Here is a 22,682-nt window from a genome sequence, read left to right on the forward strand (position 1 = left end):
ACGCGGACGCATTCTTATGACGCGAGAGCCTGGCGCGCCTTACAGCGCGCGGCACGATTGCCCGTTATCTCGGCTCTGGCGGGATGTAACAATGAGGGCGATCAAGCGTCTTCGAGAGCGCGTCCTGGCTGCAGGAGTCGCTCACTGTCCGGAGCGTTAGCGTCCTTCAGCTAGTCGCTATTCGCGTCGCCAGGCCTGAGCCATGTCAAGGCGAGGCAAAACAGGAGCAATCAGGAACCTGCCATGAGCTCCCGTCCCGATCATTCTCCCGCCGCCGAATCCGACCCCGATGAGAACCTGTCAGCGGTGACGGCTGCTGACGCGGCCGTCCGGCGCGAGCTCGTCGAGTGTCATCGCGATTTTCTGACCTTCCTGCGTCGCCGGCTGGGGAACCCACATGACGCGGAGGACGTGCTGCAGGAGTTCATCGCCCGCGCGTTGGATCGCTCCAAGCACCTCCGGGACGTGCAGTCCGTTCGTGGCTGGCTCAGCCGGGTTCTGGCGACGACGCTGGTCGATCACTACCGGCGCGCGGCCCGTCGAAAAGACTCTCCGCGCGACCCGGCTGACCTTGAGGCGCTCGCCGTCGCGCCGGACCCTGAAATCGAAGCGGCCGTCTGCTTCTGTCTCTATCGTCTGCTCCCGACCCTAAAGCCCGAATACAGCGAACTGATCTGGCGGGTCGATCTACTCGACGAGCCCCGCGACCGGGTCGCCGCGTCGCTTGGGCTGACGCTCAACAACGTCAACGTGCGTCTCCACCGCGGGCGTAGGGCGCTGCGGGCGAGGCTCGAGGAGATCTGCCTGACCTGTCCACAACACGGATTCCTCGATTGCCGGTGCGATGAGGGTGAGCGGATCCGTCTGATCCGCGCGCGGCAGGCGGCCGCGGGCTAAGCCGCAGGCACGGGCCACGACATAAGGGACGATGTTCTGTCAATGCGGCGCGCTCACCAAGCAGATGGCTTCCTAGCGGCTACGATCTTCTCCGCTCCAGTAGGAATCTAAGGGGGTCGTTTCTTGGATTCAGCGCCCACCGCTCGAGCTAGCCAGGGCCTGCTGGGCGTCGCCCTGGATAACCGCTAGGTGATGCGGATCGACGAAACTCTCCGCATAAATCTTGTTGAGGGGCTCGGTCCCTGACGGGCGGGCGGCGAACCACCCGCTCTTGGCCTTAACCTTCACGCCGCCGAACGGCTCGCCGCGGGGGCTGGCGATCTCTACCGACAACACGGGCTCGCCGCCGAGCTCAGCAAGTTGCAGATCCTGCGGTCTGAGGCCCCGCAGCCAGGCTTTTTGCTGCGGTGTGGCTGGGGCATCTAGACGTTCATAGTAGGAGGGCCCGATTGCGTCGGCCACCGACGTGTAGACCATGCTGGGGTCCTGGCCGGTTCGCGCAAGGATTTCAGCGGCCAGAAGCCCGAGGCTGAAACCGTCCTTCTCCGTGGTCCAAAGCGACCCGTCGAGCCTTCGGAACACCGCGCCCGCACTCTCCTCGCCCGCGAAGCCCAGGGCGCCGTCGGAAAGTCCATCGACGAACCAGCGAAATCCCACCGGCGTCTCAACCAGCGGCCGCCGGAGTCTGGCGGCAAGCCTGTCGATGAGGGCGCTTGTGACCATGGTCTTGCCGATCGCTAGCCCCCCAGGCCAAGTGGGACGGTGTTCAAACAGGTAGGCGACCGCTGCGGCCAAGTAACGGTTCGGCTCCATCAGACCACCCGAAGGCGTCACCACACCGTGCCGGTCGGCGTCCGGGTCGTTGCCGAACGCAATGTCGAAGCGCGCCCGCAGGTCGACCAGCCGGGCCATCGCATAGGGCGAGGAGCAATCCATACGAGTCTCGCCGTCATGGTCAGCGGTCATGAAGGCGAACCGCGGATCCACGACTTCGCTGACGACGGAGCCCTGCAGCCCGTAAGTCTCCAGGACCAGAGGCCAGTACTCGGCGCTGGCCCCGCCCAAGGGATCGATCCCAATACGCACCCCAGCGGCGCGGATCGCTCCAAGGTCCACCACCTGAGGCAACTCGGCGATGAAGGCAGTCCGATAGTCGTAACGCGCCGCACGCGAAGACCGAGCCGCGCGGGCATAAGGAACGCGCGGAACGTCCCGCAACGCCGTAGGAAGGGCAGCGTTGGCGAGCCGCTCGATCGCCTCGGTGATCCGGGGTTCGGCTGGCCCGCCGTGCGGCGGATTGTACTTCAAGCCGCCATCCTGGGGCGGATTGTGAGACGGCGTGAGAATGATCCCGTCCGCCAGCCCTGAGGTGCGCCCCCTATTGTAGTGCAGGATGGCGTGCGACACCGCAGGCGTCGGCGTGTAGCCGTCCCGGGTGTCGAGCATCACCGTAACGCCGGCGGCGACGAAGACCTCAACGGCCGTCCTGAGCGCGGGCTTCGAGAGCGCGTGGGTGTCGCCGGCCAGGAACAGCGGTCCACGGACGCTCGCGGCTTTGCGGTGACGACAGACGGCGGCGCAGATCGCCACGACATGCGCCTCATTGAAGGTCCCAGCGAGCGCCGAGCCGCGATGGCCGGAGGTCCCGAAGGCGACGCCTTGGGACGGATCTGTCGGGTCGGGGCGGACCGCCGTGTAGGCGTCGATGAGCTTGGAGACATCGATCAGATCCGCCTTCGCGACGGGGCGTCCTGCCCGGGAATCCACGCTACGGGTCAAGCCGCACCAGCCTTCGGGTCAACGGCGCCCAGCCGGACGCGCAGACGCCGGACGCCGTCCGCTGAGCTGAGGGGTATGCGCAACGGTCGCTCGCGCAGCCGAACGCCGTCCAGCACGGCTTCGGCGACGCCCCGGCAGACGCCGTCGGGGTTCTCCACCTCTATCTCGTAACGGGCGGCGCCAAACCGGTAGACGAGCTTGAAGCCTGGCCAGTGTCGCGGGATGCACGGATCGAGCAGCAGGGCGTCGCCATGGCGCCGCAGGCCGAGAAGCGACTCTAGTCCCGCGCGGTACATCCAGCCGGCGGCGCCTGTGTACCAGGTCCAACCGCCCCGCCCGAGGTGTGCCGGGTGCGAATAGATGTCGGCAGCGACCACGTAGGGCTCAACCTTGTACCGCTGGGCCTCAGATGGCGTGCGGCTATGATTGATCGGGTTGAGCATGGCGAGCAGGCTTGCGGTCCTGTCACCGTCCCCCACCGCTGCGAAGGCCGTCGCCGTCCAGACCGCGGCGTGAGTGTATTGGCCGCCGTTCTCTCGCACGCCGACCGGGTAGCCCTTGATATAACCGGGGTCCTTCGGACCCTTGTCGAAGGGCGGCGTGAACAACAGAGCTAGGCCGGCGTCGGCGTCGATCAACTCACGTTCAACCGCGGCCAACGCCTGCCGCGCGCGCTTCGGCTCCGCCGCCCCGGAGAGCACGGCCCACGATTGCGCAATGGCGTCGATGCGGCACTCGTCGCTGTTGGGAGAGCCCAGCGGCGAGCCGTCATCGTACCAGCCGCGAAGGTACCAGTCGCCGCCCCACGCGCTCCGCTCGAGCGCAGCCTTTATGCCCTCGGCGTGGGCAGCCCAGCGCTCTTCGTGCACCGCCTGCCCGCGAGCCGCCGCGAGCGGCGCGAAATCCGTCAAGGTGCGATGGAGAAACCAGCCCAACCACACGCTCTCGCCTCGGCCGTGCTGGCCGACGCGGTTCATGCCGTCGTTCCAGTCGCCGCCGCCGATCAACGGCGCGCCATGGCCCCCCACCTGCAGGCTGGCGTCTAACGCCCGCGCGCAGTGTTCGAAGAGGCTGACGCTCTCGCCGGTTCCGGGATGGAAGAACGCCTCGGCCGCCGTCGGCTCAAGGGCGTGGCCTTCCAGGAACGGGATCGGCTCGTCGAGCACCGTGCGGTCGCCGGTCGCGACGACATAATGCGCGACCGCGTAGGCGAGCCACACCCGGTCGTCGGAAAAGCGGGTGCGGACCCCCTGGCCAGAGTGGGGCAGCCACCAATGCTGCACGTCGCCTTCGGGGAACTGGCGCGCCGCCGCCCTGAGCAAGTGCTCGCGGGCGGTTTCGGGTGACGCATGCACCAGCGCCATCACGTCCTGCAGCTGATCGCGGAAGCCATAGGCGCCGCTCGCCTGATAGAACCCGGCCCTCGCCCATAAGCGGGACGCGACGGTCTGGTAGAGCAGCCAGCCATTGAGCATCAGGTCCAGGGCGGGGTCGGGGGTTTGCACCTGTACGGCCCCTAGGAGACGCTCCCAATAGGCGTCTACTTCCGCCAGAACTTCATCCAAATCAGCCTGACGGTAACGCGCGATCAGCTCGCGGGCGGAGCCGGCGTCATCGCCCTCCCCGATGAAGAAGACCAGCTCGCCCGTCTCCCCGGGCGCGAGCGCCAGGGGCGCATCCATGGCCCCACAGGGGTCGAGCGCGGCCCCTGTTCGGCCGGAGAGCGCCTCGCCCGCCAGACCCGCTGGCCGACGCAGGCTGCCGTTGCGGCCGATGAATTCCCGGCGATCGCCCGTCCAGCTCGTCTGGCGGCCACAGGCGTCCAGAAACGCCACCCGCTCCCCAAAGCTGGGATTCCAACGGTTCTGGGCCATCAGGCCCCCGCTCGCTTCATCGACGTGCGTGACCGTGAAGGGCGCTATCGCGCCCCGGCTTTTGCCGAGGACCCACTCCACATAGGCGCAGGCCGACAGCCGGCGCGGCCGGCTGGACAGATTGCGGACTTTCAGCCGCAGGATTTTCACCGGGTCTAGCAGCGGCGTATAGGCGAGGAGCTCCGTCTCGAAGTCGCCGACCGTGGCTTCAAACCGGCTGTAGCCGCGGCCGTGGCGGCAGACATAGGTCGCCTCTGGATCCCGCACCGGGTACGCGGTCGGGCTCCAGAGCTCGCCGGTTTCCATGTCGCGCAGGTACAACGCCTCGCCACCGCGATCGGCGACCGGGTCGTTCGACCACGGGGTGAGCTGGTGCTCGCGGCTATTGAGGGCCCAGGTGTATCCCGAACCTTCCGCGGAGATCTGGAACCCGAAGCTCGGGTTGGCGACGACGTTGATCCAGGGCGCTGGCGTGGTCTGGCCAGGGCTGAGGACAACGACATACTCCCGGCCCTCGCGCGCGAAGCCGCCGATCCCGTTGTAGGCCTCCAGGTCTGGGACAGGCGATGACCGCAATGGCGTAGCGGAAACCTGCGGCGCCGCCAACGGCGGCCGCGGCCATTCCTGCCGGTCCCGGAGCCGGTCAAGCTGGTCTTCCAGCCGCCCGTGCTGCGCTGACAACACAACCCGCGAGACCGACAACAGGCGGGCCTGGAGCGCTGGCGAAACGAGGTCTCCGCGCAGCACGTACACAGCGCCCGGTACAGGGTCCTCGTCTGGCGCGCGGCGGGATTGCGTCACGCGCACCAAGGCCTCTAACGCGCCTTGCAGGTCTTGAATGTAGGAGGCCGCGTGGTCATTCAGGATCACGACATCCACCGGGAGCCGCTGCAGCTTCCAGTATTCCGCAGCGTGGAGCAGGTCGCGGGCGGTGGCGAGATGTTCGAGGTCGTCTATCCGCAATAGGATTAGGGGCAGGTCGCCTGATATGCCCAGGGCCCAGAGGTCCGGCTGCCCCCCCGCGCCTGCCGCTACCACCTCCGACGAGGGTCTGAGCGCAGGCGCCGCGTAGATCAGGTGGCCGGCCAGGCGCTGGAAGTTGTCGGCGTCCCGGTGGGTGACGCCGAGATGGCGCAGCTGCACCTGCGCCCGGGTCCACGCCAAGGCTGCGGCCCGTTCGCAGGCTGCGGTGTGAAGATGCTGATCCAACACCTCCAAGATGGCTTCGCGCGAGCCCGCGGCGAAGGTCCAGAAGGAGACCTGGGCTGTAGAGCCGGGGGCGATCCGCACGCGTCGCCGAAGCGCGAAGATCGGATCGAGCACCGCGCCAGCCTGGCCGCTCAGCGGGCGGCCTTCGAAGACGGCGATCGGTGCGCGGACATCGCGGTTCCGGCCCAGGAAGCGCGCGCGATCGGTCTCGAATTCCGGTTTGCCGAGGGCCTCGCCTTCGACGATCGCCAGATGGGCGGCCCAGAGCTCAGGCTCCTCCGGCGCCCGGCGTCGACGGGTCGCAAGCAAAGCGCCCCCAAGCGCCGGATGGTGTTCCGTCTCCACGAACAGCTTGGAGAACGCCGGGTGGGCGGCGTCGGCGGCGTCGGGCGCAAGGACCAGCTCACCATATGAGGTGATTTCGACTTCGCGCTCGATGGCGCCTGCATTGGTCAAGGTCACGCGTCGGAGCTCCCCGTCATCCTCCGCGGAAACCAGCACCACGAGTTCAGTCACCAGGTCGCCATCGCGGCGCGAGTACTCCGCGCGGTCGGCGAAGAAGGTCACGCCATACTCCGACGGCTCGGCGGCGGTAGGCTGATAGCCAGTGGACCAAACGCGCCCGCTAGCCACATCGCGCAGATAGATGAAAGCGCCCCAGTCGTCGCGCACGCTGTCTTCGCGCCAGCGCGTTAGCGACTGGCTTCGCCAGCGGCTGTAACCGCCTCCCGCAGCGGTAAGCAGCACGCTGTAGCGACCGTTCGACAAAATGTGGGTGGCGGGCCTCGCGCCGTGCGGTGTGGAGTAGTGGCGCCCGCGCGCCAGTTCCGGCGCCTGGGTCAAGTGCGGGACCGCGCGCTCGGCGGCGGCCGTCGCCGGCCGGACGTCGCGCGGCATGCGCTCGTGCAGGAGGAGCTCGGCGGCCTGAACCAGCGGATCGGCGTGGAAGCGCTCGCGTAACAGTCCGCCCAGCAACGTATTCGCCAAGGCGGTGACCGTCATCCCCTGGTGATGGGCCATGAACGATCGCACGATAGCGACACGGGCGCCTTCCGGCACCCGCGCGGGCGTGTAGTCCAAAGCCTCATAGAAGCCGTGGCGTCCCTTTGCGCCCGCCGCGGTCAAGACGCCGAAGTTGGCGACGGCTTCGCGCGGATCGATCATCGCGGCGAGCGCTGTCGCATAGGGTGCGACGACGGCCTCCTCGTCGAGGCCTCGCTTGAGACCGAGACCCGGAATCCCGAAGTTGGAGTATTGGTAGGTGAACTCGAGATCCCGCGCATTGAACCCAGATTCCGAGACGCCCCAGGGCCGGCCATGGCTCCGCCCGTAAGCAATTTGGCGGCGGACGACCGCCCGCAGCGACCGCTCCAGCAGACTGCCGGCCGGCGAGCGCATCACCAACGACGGCATCAGGTACTCGAACATGGACCCCGACCAGGAAATCAGGGCCGCGCCTTCAGGCGTGGGGGTCACAGCGTGACCGAGTCTAAACCAGTGACGCGCCGGCACGTCGCCCTTAGCGATGGCGAGGAAGCTCGCCAGCCGGGCCTCAGAGGCCAACAAATCGTAGCAGTTGGCGTCCAGCGCCCCATCGGCGACGCGGTAGCCGATCGACAGGAGCTTGCGGTCTTGATCGAGCAGGAAGCCGTACTCCATCTCCAGCGCCAGCTGGCGCGCGGCGGCTTCCGCCGCTGCGAGACGGCGGTCCAGCTCAGAGAATTCCAAGTCGCGGAGATGGCTGCGGAGCCCCGCCTCCACCGCGGATAGCCAATGGGCCAGCTCCGCAGCGTCCTCGCGTTCCGCCAGCAGACCCCTCAGCGGTTCGGCGAGTCCCGCCCATTCGCGCAGGACATCGTCCAAAGTTCGGGCGTCCTTTCCCTCCTCGCTTCGGCGCAAGGTCCCCGAGAGGTCCCGTAGCGCACCCTCCAGGCGCTCCCAGGTCTGATGTGCGGACACCGCAGGCGCGCAGAGCGGCGCCAATTCCTCCCTGGCGAGGTCGATGGCGTCGGACACGCCGGCCCATCGCGCCTGCGGCGGGAGCGGCTGGGCCCGCCACGCGCGGCAGCTCGCCGCGAGCGTCAGCAGGCATCCAGCCAAGTTGCCGCTGTCCACGGTGGACACATAAAGCGGCTCCAGCGCGCGGAGATCGCGCGTGTCATACCAGTTGAGCAAGTGGCCGCGGCGGCGGTCCATGCGCTGCAAGGTGGCCAGCGTGGCCTCTATACGCTCGAGGGCGTCGCCGACGCCGATCCAACCGAGATCACGCGCGCAGACGGTCGAGAGCAGGTAGAGACCAATGTTGGTGGGAGATGTGCGGTGGGCGACGGCCGGGGGATCTTCCTGGACGTTGTCCGGCGGCAGGTGGTTGTCGGCGGCGGTGACGTAGGTTTCGAAGTAGCGCCAGGTCCGGCGCGCCGTCAGACGCAGCGCGGCCGTGTCGGCCGCGGTCAGCTCGCCCGCTTCCGGCAGGGGTTGAATTCGGCTGATCCGCTGAGCGACCAACGGCGCGAACAGCCAGGCGAAAGAGATGCTCACCCCGAGCGGCCAAGCCTCGCCGGACCCGATCGCACTGATCGCAAGGCCTGCGCAGGCCAGGGGCAATACGCCCCACATCCGTCGATAGAAGTCTGAGACGCCCAACGGCAGGCCTGCCGCGAGCTGGGCTGCGGGCACCCATTCCAGCAGTCGACGGCGGGTGACAAACAGGCGCCATAGCGTCCGAACGATGGCGTCGGACATGAGCCAGGCCTGGTGGGGCAGAAGCGTGACCAGCAGCAGGGCGCGGGCGGTCGCGACGCGGAGGTCCGCGCCCATGCCTCTCAGTCGGTCTCGCGTGCGTATCCCTGCAGTGCGCGGCGCAAGGTCATCGATCAGCGGCATGAGCGCCGGCGCGACGACGGAGCCCAGCACGAACAGCGTCCAGACGATGGCATGGTTGCCGAGGGCGGCCCACCCCGCGAACAGCGCCGCTACGGCCGCTGGCGCGGTCAGGGTCCGTCGCAGGTTGTCGAGCATCTTCAGCCGCCCGATGACCGGGAGCGGCCCCGGCGCGAGGCATCTGCCGGCGGGTATGCGAAGAATCCAAGGCAACAACTGCCAGTCGCCGCGAGCCCAGCGATGGTGCCGAAGGCCCGCAACGTCGTAACGGGTGGGGGCGTCGTCCACCACCTCGACATCGGACACCAGACCGGTACGCGCATAGACCCCCTCGAACAGGTCATGGCTCAACATCGTTGATTCCGGTACGCGCCCGCAAAGCGCCGCCTCGAAGGCGTCTACGTCGTAGATCCCCTTGCCCCCGTAGGAGCCTTCGCCGAACAGGTCCTGATAGACGTCGCTTACCGCGGCGGCATAGGGGTCGATCCCGCTCGCTCCCGAAAACAGCCGGTGGAACAGCGAGCCGCTATGCCCCACCGGCAGCGCCGGCGAAACCCGCGGCTGCAGGATTCCGTAGCCTTCCACCACCCGCTGCTGTCCCGCATCGAGGCGTGGGCGGTTGAGAGGATGGGCCATCTTGCCGATCAGGCGGCGCACCGTGTCATGGGGCAGGCGCGTGTCGGCATCCAGTGTAATGACGTACCGCACACCCTCCGGGACGGTGATTGGCGCCTCGGGCGCGGTGACGAACGTCGTGTCCTGCGCCCCGCGCAGCAGGCGGTTCAACTCGTGGAGCTTGCCGCGTTTGCGCTCCCATCCGATCCAGCGGCCTTCACTGTCGTTCCATACCCGCCGGCGGTGCAGCAGCAGGAAACGGTCTCCCCCAGGCGCTGGGCCATACTTCTGGTTCAGGCTCGCGATCCCATCGGCCGCCAGGGCAAGGAGTTCGGCATCGACCGACTGGCTCTCGCGTTCCGCGTCTACCCAGTCCGACAGGAGTGCGTAGTGGACGTCGCCTTCGACACTGGCGAGATAGTGGATCTCCAAGCCCTCGACCTGCGCCCGGATCGCCTCCGGGCTGGTGAGCATCATCGGCACCGCCACGAGAGTGCGATGCTCGGCGGGGACTCCGCCCGCGAGCTCGAGCGCTGGGAGAGCGTCTGCTCGAACGCTATGGGTAACGACCGCGTTGACGAGGGCGACGGCGAGCTCCAAGGCCGGCACCGCTCCGAGCACCGCCAAAGCGCCCAGCCAGATGCCGCCCAGGCCCAGGTCTCGCACATGCAGGAGCGGCAATAGGAGGGCAAACGTCGCCACGAAGATGATCGCTGCGGCATAGCCGCCGGTTCCGAGGCGCTGGAAAGCCCGGGTCAGGAACTCGCGCGGCCGCGGTCTAAATCCCAGCGCCACTTCGAAGCGGGGTCGTTCCGACCCGATCAGGTGACAGCCGACGTGGCAGCTCGCCACCTCGCCAGCACAGGCCTCAGCGCGTGCGATAGCGGCCCAAGTGACCTCCATCTCGCTCTTACCGCTGCCTCGCGAAAGGGCCTCGATTGCGGTGCGGTAAAGATTGCGCGTCGCGAAATCCATCTCCCCGAAATCGCCTGCCCCTGTAAGCGCCGCATCGATGAGGCTCATCCGTTCGACCAGGTCCAGCCAGTCCACTTCCGAGATGCGCCGCAGGCTCGTGACGATGTTGCGGACGGTGCCGGCGGCGGCGACCTGCCGATCGTGCTCCCCACGAACGACGGCGTCAGCTGTAACGCCGTGCTCTGCGAGCTGCTCGTCCAGCCAGCCCAACACGGGTGCGATCCTCGCGTCCTGATCGCGCAGCCGATGCACCAGCTGCATCGTGAAGGCGTCCGGGCGCTGCCGACCTTCCCAGCCCTGCAGTATGGCGGCAGCGGGTTCGGGGTCGCGTCCGTAGGCGCCGAGCAGGCGGTCCGCCAGGTGGTCGGCGGTGATGCGGGCCTCGCGACTGTCCAAGATTTGGTCGGCGAGGCGCCGTAGATTCTCCACCAGAATGAGGCGCAGGGTGATGGCCACCGCCCAAAGCTCGCCGATGGTGAGCGGGTGGACGCTCTGGTACGCATGAACGTAGCGCTGCAGCATCTCCACGTCGAAGCGGCTGTCGGTGTGGGCGACGAACGCCCAGACAAGCCCAAACACCCGCGGGTAGCCCGCGAAGGGCCCAGAGATCAGCTTCGGAAGCTGCCGGTAGTAGCCGGGCGGCAAGTCCCGACGGATTTCGCGGATCTGCTCCTCGACCACATGGAAGTTATCGAGTAGCCATTGCGCCGCGGGCGTTGCGCCGTCGTCGCCCCCACCCGAACGTTGCAGCACCTTGAAGGCTTCGATGAGCCGGCGCTGGTTGGCCAGCAACCGGCCAGTGAGACTGCGACCAGCCTTGGGGCAGCGTTCGACGGGCTGAGCCAGGGCGAGGCTCTTGGCGTGCGCCTCAAGCCGCTCGATGCTGAACAGTTCGGCGCGGATCGGCGTCTGGTCCGACCACAGGCCGCCAGCCGGGAACAGGCCTAGCGACATGGCGGATGCGCCTCGGCTCGCAAGGCCAGAGAGGAATCCACCAGATCGACGCGGGTCGTCGCCGACACCTGTGTGTTGTCCGGAGCCGCTGTTCATCCGCCACCAGACGCATTCGCACCGCCGCCATTACAGCGACGCTGCCGTTGGAGCGGGTGATTACGCTGGGTGCTGAAGAGAAGATTGAGCGCGGGGTCAAATCCTTGCTGTAGCGCTGCAACCCTTTCACGCACCCTGCAGTGAACTCGGCGCCGGACTAGCGCTACAGGGGGGGCTCCAAACTTCGCAGAACCCCCTTGTCTGTAAGCTTCAGCCGACCCTGGCGTCTTGTTTCAAGGACGGCCCGAGCGGGCCATTGGAGGAGACGCGATGAGCCGCAGGGAAGTGATGAATCAGCAGAGCATCAGGTCCGGCGTGCAGTTGATGGCCCTAGGTTGGAGCCTCTCGATCTTCTTTCTGCTGACGTTCGTGTTGTGCGCCGCGCTGGTCTATCTGCTGCCCGCGGATACCGAGCATCTGCTCGCCCGCGTCATGCCCTCGCTTGACTGGCGCGACCCGTCGAACACCGCGTTCGGGGCCGTCGCGGCTTTCGCCTCGGGCTGGTACGCGGCCTTTTTCGGCGGCGGTCTCTACAACTACTTTCGCGGCCGGCGCTGAGCCGCGGAAAGGGCGAGCGCCCCCCTCGCTCGCCCCTGGCCTGATCGTCCCCGGTCAGGTGATGCGCCGGGAGCGGGCCTAAGGGTCCGCTCCCAAGCGCGCTGGAACGGCAACTCGCTCAGAGTGCCTCGCCACTAAAGTCGCGGGCCCTCAGGGTCACGCCAAAAGCCACCGGGTTCACGGCCAGGAACAAAGCCAGCAGCGTCAGGCCCGAATGCGCCGGCTCCCAACGCCGCAGGTAAAGTCGATCATCATGGCCGGAAGTGGGCTGTGCAAGACGTTCCCCGGAGCGTGATCGCCCTGCCAGCACACGCGACGCCCAAGATAAGCGGCAATACGCACGAGGTGACAAAACCCCTCAAATAAATTTTTGCTTTGCCACTTAAATGTTGAACTTGATCGCAATCAAAGAAGGCGGTTTCATTCCCGCTGAAGCTCCACGCGAACAGATCGGGGGACATTCGAATGCTGCACGCGACAGCCGCAATATTTGAGAGTGCTGACAGTGGAGCGACATTCCATCCGTTGGAATCTTCGCGGGGCCTTGCTGATCCTCAAGGCAGCAGGGACGATCTGGCCTTGCAGCTGGCCGCCGAACGGCCCCGCCAGATACGCTTCCTGCGCAGCCGTCTGCCGTCGCAGCAAGACGCCGAGGACGCTTGGCAGGACGCCGCTATCAAGTTCCTGCAGCACGCTGAATCACTGGGCGCCGCCGAGCGCCCTCAGGCCTGGATGGGCGTCACCCTGCGCCGGCTGGTGGTCGACCGCTACCGCAGGGCCGCCGTCCGGCGCCGCACACTCGATGCTCTGGCCGTCCAGCCTGCGCCGGACGCGGCCGACACGGACGAGGACCTCGTCGCTCCGAGCGATTGCCTGAAGGCCGCCCTTCGCGAGCTCAAGTCGGAGTACCGCCAGATCCTCACCGAGACCTATCTCGATGAGCGCCCCCTGAAGGCTGTCGCCCACCATCTGGAGCTCACCGCCAACAACGCCGCCGTGCGCCTCCACCGCGCCCGCAACGCCCTGCGTCAGGTCATGGCCGAGAAGTGCCAGAGCTGCGCTCTTGCCGATTGCTGGGCCAGGACGAGGGCCGAAAAGCTGCTCAAGGCCTAGTGGCGGCCCCAGCGATGTTACGCGGGCCGTGTAATCTAGGAGAGTCCGATGACCAGCTACCCTCCAAGCGGTTGCGGCGGAGAGTCCTTCTCGTCGCGCTGTAATGACGTGTCCCGATCTGCGTCGTCCTACGCGTCGGTTGTGCGAGGGCGCGGTCGAGCGCCTGGGTGAGGAGCTTTTCAGATGGAACATCGACAATCACCGCCAAGTCGCCCTGCATCGCTCTCAGGGGGCCCTTTTGGGCCTGGGACCCCCGATAGGCGCGCGCGCCCCACCCAGGGGCTGCGAATGCTCCTCACAGGGCTGGTCATCGCCGTCTTCGGCGCTGGCCTGATCTTCCTCTTGGTAGGCGAGCACCGTCTGCACGTGCTGGGTTGGCTGCCTTTCCTGCTGCTGCTCCTTTGCCCGCTTCTTCATCTGGGCATGCATGGGGGACATGGCGGTCACGACGGCAGTCGCGACGGTGAAGATCAGGCGCCGAAAACCGGGGTCCAGACCCACCAGCACAGGTTATAGAAGAGGCCGCAATGTCCGATACGCCCGCATACGGCCTCTGGTCCTTGGTGATCCTGAATTCAGCGCTATTCATCTTCTTCGCATTGACCTTCTTTAAACCGCGGACGGCGCGCGATTGGCGCTCGTTTGGCGCGTTCAGCGCTTTCCTCGTGGCCTTGTTCACTGAGATGTACGGCTTTCCGCTGACCATCTACTTCCTGTCAGGTTGGCTGCAGAGCCGTTTCCCGAACGTCGACTGGTGGTCGCACGACGCCGGTCACCTCCTCGAGATGATGTTCGGCTGGAAGGCTAACCCCCATTTTGGTCCGTTCCACTTGCTGAGCTTCGCCTTTATTGGCGGGGGTTTCTGGGCGATTTCGGCGGCTTGGCCGGTGCTGTATCGCGCCCAGCGTGAAGGCAAGCTGGCGACGACCGGCTCGTACAGCCGGGTCCGACATCCGCAATACGTCGGCTTCGTCCTGGTGATGTTCGGCTTCCTGCTGCAATGGCCGACACTGCTCACGCTCGCGATGTTCCCGGTCCTGGTGGTGATGTACTGGCGCTTGGCCGTCAGCGAAGAGCGCGAGACCGCGGCCCGCTTCGGCGAAGTCTATGCCGCGTACAAGCGCGCCACGCCCGCTTTCATCCCGCGCCTGCGCCGGTCAGGCGACGCCCAGCGTTCTCCAGTTTGATCCGCACGTCCAGCGCCGCCACCGCAGGGGTATGCCATGCGCACAACGACCGTCGACGTATCTGGCTTCCGGACGCCTTTGGATCCGCTGGTGGTCGAGAAGCAGCTCGCGGGTCTGAAGGGCGTCAGACAGGTCACGGCCAACTTCGCCTCAGCCAGCGCCACCGTGACCTACGACGAGGCGCAGGTCAGCCCCGCCGAGCTTGAACAGGCGGTGCGGGACTGCGGTTTTCATTGCGCCGGGCAAGTCGTGCCGCGCCACGTCTGCGCCCCTGGACAAGACGCGTTAAGAGCCGAGGCGATCGACGAGCATGGCCCCCCGCCGCCGGCCGCGGGCAGGGCCGCACCAAAGGCGGGACACGGCGAGCACGACGCTATGGCGGGCATGGGCCACGGGCCGAGCATGGATATGAAGTCCATGGCTCGCGATATGCGCAACCGCTTCGTGGTGGCGCTCGCCTTCACCATTCCCATCTTCTTTCTCGCCCCGATGGGCATGGACTTCCTGCGGGTAGAGCCGCCGTTTGGCTGGGATCTAGAACTGGTTCTGTTTGTACTCGCGAGCGGCGCAATTCTGTGGCCCGGTTGGCCCTTCTTCATCGCTGCGGCGCGAGCTCTGCGGCGCGGCGTGTTCAACATGGCCGTGCTCGTGCTGCTCAGCGTTGGGACGGGCTACCTCTTCAGCGTTGGCACGACCTTCTTCTTCGAGGCCGCGAACTTCTACGAGGCCTCGGCCCTGCTGCTCGTATTCATCCTGCTCGGACACTGGTTGGAGATGCGCGCGAGGGCTGGTGCGTCCGAGGCGATCCGGCGGCTGATGGATCTCGCCCCGCCGACCGCAAAGGTCATCCGCGACGGGGTCGAAGTAGAAATCTCAACCTCCGAGGTGGAGGTCGGCGACCTCGTGGCGGTCAGGCCCGGCGGCAAGATTCCGGTCGACGGCGTCATCGAAGAGGGCGCGTCGGAGATCGATGAGTCGATGCTCACCGGGGAATCTTTGCCGGTTTCCAAGAAGGTCCGCGATGCTGTCGTGGGCGGATCGATCAACAAGACCGGCGCCTTCCGCTACCGCGCCACCAAGGTGGGTTCCGACACCGCGCTCGCCCAGATCGTCAAGCTTGTCCAGGAGGCGCAAAATTCCAAGGCTCCAGCCCAGCTCTTGGCGGACAGGGCCTCGCAGTGGCTGGTGCTGGCGGCGATCGTCATTGGCCTGTTGACCTTCGCAATCTGGTTCTGGGTGATCGGCCAGACGCTGCTGTTCGCGCTGACGCTCACCATCACTGTCTTTGTCATCGCCTGCCCCGACGCGCTCGGCCTCGCCACCCCTATGGCCATCATGGTCGGCACCGGATTGGGCGCGGCCCATGGCATCCTGATCAAGGATGCCGCGGCGCTGGAGGACGCCGTGAAGCTCGATGTCATCATCTTCGACAAGACCGGCACGCTCACCATGGGCCAACCGAAGGTGGAGCAAGTGGTCCCTGGGCCAGGGTTCGACGAGGCGACGATCATCGCGATCGCCGCGGCCATCGAACAGGGTTCGGAGCACCACATCGCCGTCGCGGTGCTTGAAAGAGCGCAGGGCCTCACATTGTCCCCGCTGACGGAGTTCGCTTCGTTCGAAGGCAAGGGTGTTCGCGCCCTCGTGGACGGACGGACTGTCTACTCGGGCAACCGCATGTTGATGGAGGAAAACAGTATCGATCTGGGTCCGCTCGCCGCGAAGTCCGCCGAATTGCAAGGCGCCGGCCGCACCGTGGCCCATATCGCCCGCGACGGTCGTGTGATCGGCCTCATCGCCATCGCCGATGCCCCGCGACCGACTGCACGCGAGACCATCGAGCGATTGCAGGCCCTGGGCGTCAAGGTGGCGATGATCACCGGCGACAACCTGGGTACGGCGCAGAGAATTGGTCGCGAGCTCGGGATCGATATCGTCCTGGCCGAAGTGCTGCCCGGCGACAAGGCCGCCAAAGTCAAAGAGCTGCAGGCGCAGGGCAACAAGGTCGGCATGGTGGGGGACGGGGTCAACGACGCCCCCGCCCTTACCCAGTCTGACGTCGGCTTCGCCATCGGCGCGGGCACGGACGTGGCGATCGAAAGCGCCAAGGTCGTCCTGATGCGCAGCGACACCCTCGATGTCGTCAAGGCTGTCGAGCTCTCCCGCGCGACCTTGCGCAAGATGCACCAGAACCTCTGGTGGGCCGTGGGCTACAATATTGTCGCCTTCCCCGCGGCCGCGGGCGTCTTCTACCCCATCACGCTCAGCCCCGAAGTCGCGGCCATCGCCATGTCTGGCAGCTCTGTGCTGGTCGCGGTCAACGCACTGCTGCTGAAGCGTCTACGCCTCGGCGAAGACGGGCCTCGGCATCAGCAAACACCCGCGGTCAACGTCACACAAAGGGCCGCTTAAAGTTGCGCTTGGCTGCGCCTCTCAGCTCGTCGCTTCCAGCCCTCCTGAAACGTCTGGCGTTGAATCGTAGCCTCTCGCCCCCAGGGGCACGATGCGACGGGCGCTTCTGCCTGCCCAAGATTGTTAGCGACAAAGGCGCCGAGCGACCTTCATGCCCTATCCGCTCGGCTACTGGTCTACCTCGCCTCGAGCTTCCCCGTCACCGCAGCGGCGTTCGGCGCTCCTAAGCTTTGTTTGGTGACTTCACCGAAACGGACCTCACCAGACAGCCTTGCGGACACGGCCATCAGCAACAAACGCTGACTTGACCCCTCCGTCCAGGCGTCCCTGCCTGGCGACGAACGCAGGGCAACTACGTCTCCGCTCATCTATATTCGTTCTGCGCAATCCTGAGGCATGCTTGAGCACTGTCTGCCCACTTCCTCATCACGCCAGCTCTCTAAACGTGTCAGAAACCACCATCACTATCATCTCAACCCGCACCGATGTTATCGGTGCAAGCGCCTAGTAGGAGAGACGGAAGAATGATGAAAAGGGTGTATATCTGGGGCTTGATCGCCGCAGCGGGTGCGCTTTCCGCGTGCGCGACAACGAATGAGCCATCGACCCCTGAGCAGCGAGCGGCTTGTGAAAAGATGCTAGAAATGGGCGAAGGGGCCACGCACAGCCATTCGTCGGATAAGACTGGGGCGGTGAACACCATGGGCATGAGCCATGCGCAGTGCCGCCAGCTGCTAGGCAAATAGTCTCTTGGCAACGGTCCACTGACCCTCGCTAGGGAGAGCGGCGCCGTCTCAATCCCTGGGCGGCGCCGCCGAGGGCGATAAACCTTTCGACGACCACCCGCGTATACGCGATAGCAGCGATGTCGCACGCCGGGGTCAGCGCCACGGTCTCGCCAGGGCGAGCTGTAGCGCTCACGCTGGCGGTTAGGACGCGGCCAGGTAGATGCCGCTGAGCGGCCTAAGGCCACGTTCGCGACGATGTCGGTGAGCGCTGGCGGATCCAGATGCTGTCTTTGGACCAAGCGGTGAACACGCAACAAGGACGCTCAGATCGGCCCGTGACGCTCGCTGTCGACCACGCACTCCACGCAAGCCGCGCTGCCACGCCGCTTCGAAGAGCCCTGCCCCGTTCTGCGCCAGGAGATCGCCGCTCGTAAAGGGTGGCCAGAACTGTAAGCCGAGCGTCCTGCGGGTGTTTGTGGCTGGTCAACCGAGCATCTCGGTGATCCGCAACTGTAACGCCGCCGACGCCTCGGTATGTCGTGAGCGTGAGGATCTGCTCGCGCCCCCTTTACCATTTGCCGTTCGCCGAGGGGCAGGCCCCTCTTGGCGCGTATCAGAAACAAGTTCCGACGGCGCGCGGTCGCAGCCGACGGCCTGAATTCTCGCGCTTGACCTTCCTATCATGGGAAGGTCCATCTGCGTTGGGCATCGTCCTTGAGGAGCTGCCAATGCCCGCACAAATCCTTCAGCCGCTGGAGATTCCCGTCCTGGGGATGACCTGTGCGAGCTGCGTCGGCCGCGTGGAGAAGGCGATCTCAGCCGTCCCTGGCGTCGTTCGCGCCTCGGTCAACCTCGCCGCCGAGCGCGCCCACGTGGAACTCACGCCCGACGGTCAAACCGAGGCCGTCGTCGAAGCGATCCGCAAGGCCGGCTACGAGCCGCTTGAACGAACCCTCGAGCTGAAGATCGAGGGCATGACCTGCGCTAGCTGCGTCGGGCGGGTGGAGCGGGCGCTTCGCGCCGCGCCGGGCGTGCTGCGAGCGCAGGTCAACCTGGCTACGGAGCGCGCCACAGTTGCCGTGCTCGAGGGCGCTGATATCGCCGCCCTCGTTTCCGCCGTCGAGAAGGCCGGCTACCACGCCGCCCCGATCGTCGAAGCCGGCCCGGACCTCTCCGATCGCGAACGCGAGACGCGCGCGGCGGAGATCCGGGGCTTGAAGCGCGCGGTGGGCCTCGCCGCCCTGGCGACGATCCCGCTGTTTCTGGTCGAGATGGGCCGCCACTTCGTGCCCGGCGCCCACCATCTTCTGGCGAGCACGATCGGCGAGCAGCCCTGGCGCTTGATCAGCTTCGCATTGGCCGCCTTCGTGCTGTTCGGTCCGGGCTTGCGCTTCTATCGCAAGGGCGTGCCGAACCTCGTTCGGCGCACGCCGGACATGAATTCCCTGGTGGTGCTCGGCGCGACGGCCGCGTTCGCTTATTCGACCGTCGCCACCTTCATGCCCGGGCTGCTGCCGGCCGGAGCCAACCACATCTATTTCGAAGCCGCCGCCGTGATCGTCACCCTGATCCTGGTCGGACGCCTGTTCGAGGCCCAGGCGAGGGGCCGCACGAGCGAGGCGATCAAGCGTCTGATGACGCTGCAGGCGAAGACCGCGCGCGTGGAGCGGGCGGGCGTCGTCCTCGAGGTTCCCGTCTCCGAGGTCCTGGTCGGCGACATCGTCGTGGTCCGGCCGGGCGAACGGGTGTCGGTGGACGGCGAGGTCCTGGACGGGGCCTCTTACGTCGATGAATCCATGATCACGGGCGAGCCGATCCCGGTCGAGAAAGGTCCGGGCGCCGCTGTGGTTGGCGGCACGGTCAACAAGACCGGGACTTTCCGCTTCCGCGCCACCAAGGTGGGCGCAGCCACCCTGCTCGCCCAGATCGTGCGGATGGTGGAGGCCGCCCAGGGCGCCAAGCTGCCGATCCAGGCTCTCGTCGACAAGGTCACCAGCTGGTTCGTGCCGGCTGTCATCGTCGGCGCTGTCCTGACCTTTGCCGCCTGGCTGGTCTTTGGCCCCAGCCCGGCGCTGAGCTTCGCGCTGGTCAACGCCGTGGCGGTGCTGATCATCGCCTGCCCGTGCGCCATGGGCCTGGCGACCCCCACTTCGATCATGGTCGGCACCGGCCGCGCCGCGGAGCTGGGCGTCCTTTTCCGCCGTGGCGAGGCCCTGCAGAGCCTGCGCGACGTCCAGGCGGTCGCCTTCGACAAGACAGGGACACTGACGCTCGGTCGGCCGGTCCTGACGGATGTCCGCGTCACGGATGGATTCGCGGAGTCCGATCTCCTGCGCCTGGTGGCGGCGGTCGAAAGCCGCTCGGAACATCCGATCGCCCAGGCGATCGTCGAGGCGGCCCAAGCCCGCGGCCTGCAGCTGCCCGAGACGTCCAGCTTCGAGGCCCTTCCCGGCTTCGGCGCTGAAGCGCTCGTCGATGGCCGGCGGATCCAGGTCGGCGCGGACCGCTTCATGGCGAAACTCGGCGTCTCGGTCGCCGCTTTCGCCGCCGACGCGGATCGCCTCTCGGGTGAGGCTAAGACGCCGATCTACGCGGCGGTCGACGGCGAGCTCGCCGCCATCCTCGCCGTGGCCGATCCGATCAAGGACACCACGGCCGAGGCCCTGGCGATGCTGCACGCAGCGGGTCTGAAGGTGGTGATGATCACCGGAGACAATCGGCGCACCGCGCAGGCAGTCGGCGCGGCGCTCGGCTTGGACGAGGTGGTTGCCGAGGTGCTGCCCGATGGCAAGGTCGCCGCCGTGAAGAACCTTCAGCAGCGCTATGGTCGCGTGGCCTTCGTCGGCGACGGGGTGAACGATGCCCCGGCCCTGGCGAGCGCCGACGTCGGGATCGCCATGGGGGCCGGAACAGACATCGCCATCGAGAGCGCCGACGTGGTGCTGATGCGCAGCGACCTGCGCGGCGTGACCACGGCGATCGCGCTCAGCCGTGCGGTGCTGCGGAACATCCGCCAGAACCTCGCCTGGGCGTTCGGGTACAACGTGGTGCTGATCCCCGTCGCCGCCGGCGCCCTTTACCCCGCCTTCGGCCTGCTGCTGTCCCCGATGGTGGCCGCTGGCGCCATGGCGCTGTCCAGCGTCAGCGTCCTGACGAACGCGCTTCGCCTGCGAGGCTTCCGCGACGCCGCCTTGCAAGGAGCACGGCCATGAACATCGGTCAGGCCTCGAAGGCCTCGGGCGTCACCACCAAGATGATCCGCTACTACGACGAGATCGGCCTGGTGCGCCCCGCGAGCCGGACCGACTCCAACTATCGCGAGTACGACGCCCGCCAGATCAACGAGCTTCGCTTCATCAAGCGCGCGCGTAGTCTCGGCTTCTCGATGGACGAGATCACGCAACTGCTGTCGCTGTGGCGGGATCGCGAGCGGCCGAGCCGCGAGGTCAAGGCGATCGCCGACCGGCACGTCGCCGATCTCGACGCCCGGATCGCCGAAATGCAGGCCATGGCCGACACCCTGCGGCACCTGTCGCACTGCTGCGCCGGCGACGATCGTCCGGACTGCCCCATCCTTGCCGACCTGACGGCCGGGGCCGAGCCGACCACGCCGCTCGAGCGAGTGAAGGCAAGAGCGCGATAAGCTTAGCTGCGGCAGAGACAGGCGAACTGACAAAACTCGGAACTGCGAGCTTCAATACAGAGTTGACGGATCGCTCACCCGTTGTTGCGGGGAGAAACATTCCCATCGCTGTAATCTTGCGCAGGAACGGCCAATGTCACACAAACTATCCCATGGCTGGAGGGATGTTCCCATCCAGGAGCTGGCCAGTCAGTATCTCGCCCAAGACGGTCTAACATTCGATTTCGATGCCGGTCGCGAGCGCTACGACTATCAGGTCTCGATCGGGGATGAGGGGAACGACGCCCTCGTCGGACGCGGCGACCGCGATCACTTCTGGGGACTTGGCGGCAACGACCTGCTGAACGGGGACCGCGAAAACGACGTGCTCTATGGCGACTCCGGCGCCGACACCCTCAGCGGGGGCGACGGCGCTGACCGGCTCACGGGCGGCATGGACGGAGACCGGCTCTTTGGCGGCAGGGACGCTGACGCCCTGATGGGCGGCATGGGCAACGACTACCTGGACGAGGGCGCCGGCCACGGCGATCTCGAGGGCGGGATGGGCGACGACACGCTGGTCGGCGGGCTCGGACCCGACGCCTTCGCGGTCGACCCCACCAGCGGCAACGATGTGATCCGCGACTTCACCGCGGGTCCCGGCATGTTCGACCACCTCGCGCTGCGAGACCTTCGGTGGGAAGACCTGAGTTTCGAAGACACCCCTGCGGGTGTGCGGGTCAGCTGGCAGGGCGGCTCCGTGCTGCTGGAGGGCGTGCGTCAGGCGGATCTCGCGCAGGACGACTTCATGTTCGCGGAGGAGCCGGACCTTCCGCCCGCCTCGCGGCCGGCGACGGCGCCCACTCCCGAGCGGCCCACACCCAGCGTTGAAGGCCCGGACCCCAGGCACGGCGACCTGCCAGGCGAGCGTTTCGACCAAGCCGCCGACGCCGCGATGCGGGATGGTGATGTCGCGCTCACCTTTACGGGCGACGAAACCTACCAGGTGCTCGTCGGCGAGCGGGAAGCCGATCAGCTGACCGGCGGGGAAAGCGTCGACAACATCTTCGGTCGGGACGGCGCCGACACTCTGCTGGGCGCTGGCGGTGACGATGTACTGCAAGGTGATGCGGGCGACGACCAACTGGAAGGCGGCGACGGCATGGATCGCCTCGATGGCGGCATGGGCGCCGACACCCTGACCGGCGGCGCCATGGTCGACGACATCATGGGCATGGAGGGCGCGGACTCGACCGACGCTGGCGCCGGCCACGACATGATCGAAGGCGGCATGGGCAACGACACCATCACCGGCGGCACGGGGGCCGACGCCTTCATCGTCGATCCGCACAGCGGCTTCGACGTGATCACCGATATGGAAGTCCGCGGTGAGGCGCAGGGCGCGTTCGACCACCTCGCGCTGCGCGATATCCGGCCGGATCAGGTGTCCGTCGTGGATCGCGCGGAAGGGGCGTTCGTGTCCTGGAACACAGACCGCGACGCCGATCCGGAAGGCGGCGTCCTGCTGCTGGGCGTGTTCAGGGCCGATCTCCGGCAGAGCGACTTCATGTTCATCGACGAGCCCGGCTTCGTACCGGGGATCAGCACCGCCGGCTCGGATTGGATCTTCCCGGCGTAAGCTGCCAGGGTTTGCCTCTCAGATCGTCGCCTCGTCGTCCCAAGGGCGGCGAGGCGATGCATGGCGACGCGCGAACGCATTCTCAAGGCTCAAGATCCAGTGGCCGCGCGTCCTGGCCGCGCCCCCCCATCTCGATCTCGGCGG

General features: G+C 66.8%; 11 protein-coding genes. 9 read left to right on the top strand and 2 right to left on the bottom strand.

Annotated features, from left to right (window positions below):
• The first annotated feature begins 243 nt into the window (after positions 1-243).
• Positions 244-897, top strand: a complete 654-nt coding sequence (locus A2790_RS21565) for a sigma-70 family RNA polymerase sigma factor (RefSeq protein WP_257835873.1) — start codon at positions 244-246, stop codon at positions 895-897.
• A gap of 129 nt (positions 898-1,026) precedes the next feature.
• Here A2790_RS21565 and A2790_RS21570 read toward each other — a convergent pair whose 3' ends face one another.
• Both A2790_RS21570 and A2790_RS21575 read right to left on the bottom strand, forming a co-directional pair.
• A complete protein-coding gene (locus tag A2790_RS21570; RefSeq protein WP_257817686.1) occupies positions 1,027-2,676 on the bottom strand; it encodes a phosphoglucomutase in 1,650 nt (549 codons plus the stop codon).
• Entirely contained in the window at positions 2,673-11,183 is an 8,511-nt protein-coding gene (locus A2790_RS21575; protein WP_293396274.1) for a glucoamylase family protein, read from the bottom strand. The genes A2790_RS21570 and A2790_RS21575 overlap by 4 nt, the downstream gene beginning before the upstream one ends.
• 366 nt (positions 11,184-11,549) lie before the next feature.
• Here A2790_RS21575 and A2790_RS21580 point away from each other — a divergent pair, with 366 nt between their 5' ends.
• From A2790_RS21580 to A2790_RS21615, 8 genes are all read left to right on the top strand, one after another.
• Complete coding sequence (locus A2790_RS21580; protein WP_257817685.1) at positions 11,550-11,837, top strand: hypothetical protein; 288 nt, start codon at positions 11,550-11,552, stop codon at positions 11,835-11,837.
• Positions 11,838-12,416: 579 nt separating this feature from the next.
• Positions 12,417-12,950, top strand: coding sequence for a sigma-70 family RNA polymerase sigma factor (locus tag A2790_RS21585; protein ID WP_293396277.1), 534 nt, complete (start codon positions 12,417-12,419; stop codon positions 12,948-12,950).
• 288 nt (positions 12,951-13,238) lie between these two features.
• Positions 13,239-13,466 carry a DUF2933 domain-containing protein gene (locus A2790_RS21590; protein ID WP_293396280.1) on the top strand — a complete coding sequence of 76 codons (228 nt, stop codon included), beginning with the start codon at positions 13,239-13,241 and terminating at the stop codon, positions 13,464-13,466.
• Positions 13,467-13,477: 11 nt separating this feature from the next.
• Positions 13,478-14,137: an isoprenylcysteine carboxylmethyltransferase family protein gene (locus A2790_RS21595; protein ID WP_293396283.1), complete on the top strand. Its 660-nt coding sequence runs from the start codon at positions 13,478-13,480 to the stop codon at positions 14,135-14,137.
• Between the two features lie 36 nt (positions 14,138-14,173).
• Entirely contained in the window at positions 14,174-16,549 is a 2,376-nt protein-coding gene (locus A2790_RS21600) for a heavy metal translocating P-type ATPase (RefSeq protein ID WP_293396286.1), read from the top strand.
• Positions 16,550-18,005: 1,456 nt separating this feature from the next.
• Positions 18,006-20,489: a heavy metal translocating P-type ATPase gene (locus tag A2790_RS21605; protein ID WP_293396288.1), complete on the top strand. Its 2,484-nt coding sequence runs from the start codon at positions 18,006-18,008 to the stop codon at positions 20,487-20,489.
• On the top strand, positions 20,486-20,920 hold the full coding sequence (gene cueR, locus A2790_RS21610; RefSeq protein ID WP_257817678.1) for a Cu(I)-responsive transcriptional regulator: 435 nt from the start codon (positions 20,486-20,488) through the stop codon (positions 20,918-20,920). The genes A2790_RS21605 and cueR overlap by 4 nt, the downstream gene beginning before the upstream one ends.
• A gap of 133 nt (positions 20,921-21,053) precedes the next feature.
• On the top strand, positions 21,054-22,538 hold the full coding sequence (locus A2790_RS21615; protein ID WP_293396291.1) for a calcium-binding protein: 1,485 nt from the start codon (positions 21,054-21,056) through the stop codon (positions 22,536-22,538).
• Positions 22,539-22,682 lie beyond the last annotated feature (144 nt).

Origin of the sequence: Phenylobacterium sp. RIFCSPHIGHO2_01_FULL_69_31, assembly GCF_001824475.1 — a bacterium.
Taxonomy (GTDB): Bacteria; Pseudomonadota; Alphaproteobacteria; order Caulobacterales; family Caulobacteraceae; genus Phenylobacterium.

What these genes read in the sequence shown, in the direction of transcription:
- A2790_RS21565 (WP_257835873.1), top strand. Translation starts at nt 244, where the DNA reads ATGAGCTCCCGTCCCGATCATTCTCCCGCCGCCGAATCCGACCCCGAT.
- A2790_RS21575 (WP_293396274.1), bottom strand. Translation starts at nt 11,183, where the DNA reads ATGTCGCTAGGCCTGTTCCCGGCTGGCGGCCTGTGGTCGGACCAGACG.
- A2790_RS21580 (WP_257817685.1), top strand. Translation starts at nt 11,550, where the DNA reads ATGAGCCGCAGGGAAGTGATGAATCAGCAGAGCATCAGGTCCGGCGTG.
- A2790_RS21590 (WP_293396280.1), top strand. Translation starts at nt 13,239, where the DNA reads ATGCTCCTCACAGGGCTGGTCATCGCCGTCTTCGGCGCTGGCCTGATC.
- A2790_RS21595 (WP_293396283.1), top strand. Translation starts at nt 13,478, where the DNA reads ATGTCCGATACGCCCGCATACGGCCTCTGGTCCTTGGTGATCCTGAAT.
- A2790_RS21600 (WP_293396286.1), top strand. Translation starts at nt 14,174, where the DNA reads ATGCGCACAACGACCGTCGACGTATCTGGCTTCCGGACGCCTTTGGAT.
- A2790_RS21605 (WP_293396288.1), top strand. Translation starts at nt 18,006, where the DNA reads ATGCCCGCACAAATCCTTCAGCCGCTGGAGATTCCCGTCCTGGGGATG.
- cueR (WP_257817678.1), top strand. Translation starts at nt 20,486, where the DNA reads ATGAACATCGGTCAGGCCTCGAAGGCCTCGGGCGTCACCACCAAGATG.
- A2790_RS21615 (WP_293396291.1), top strand. Translation starts at nt 21,054, where the DNA reads ATGTCACACAAACTATCCCATGGCTGGAGGGATGTTCCCATCCAGGAG.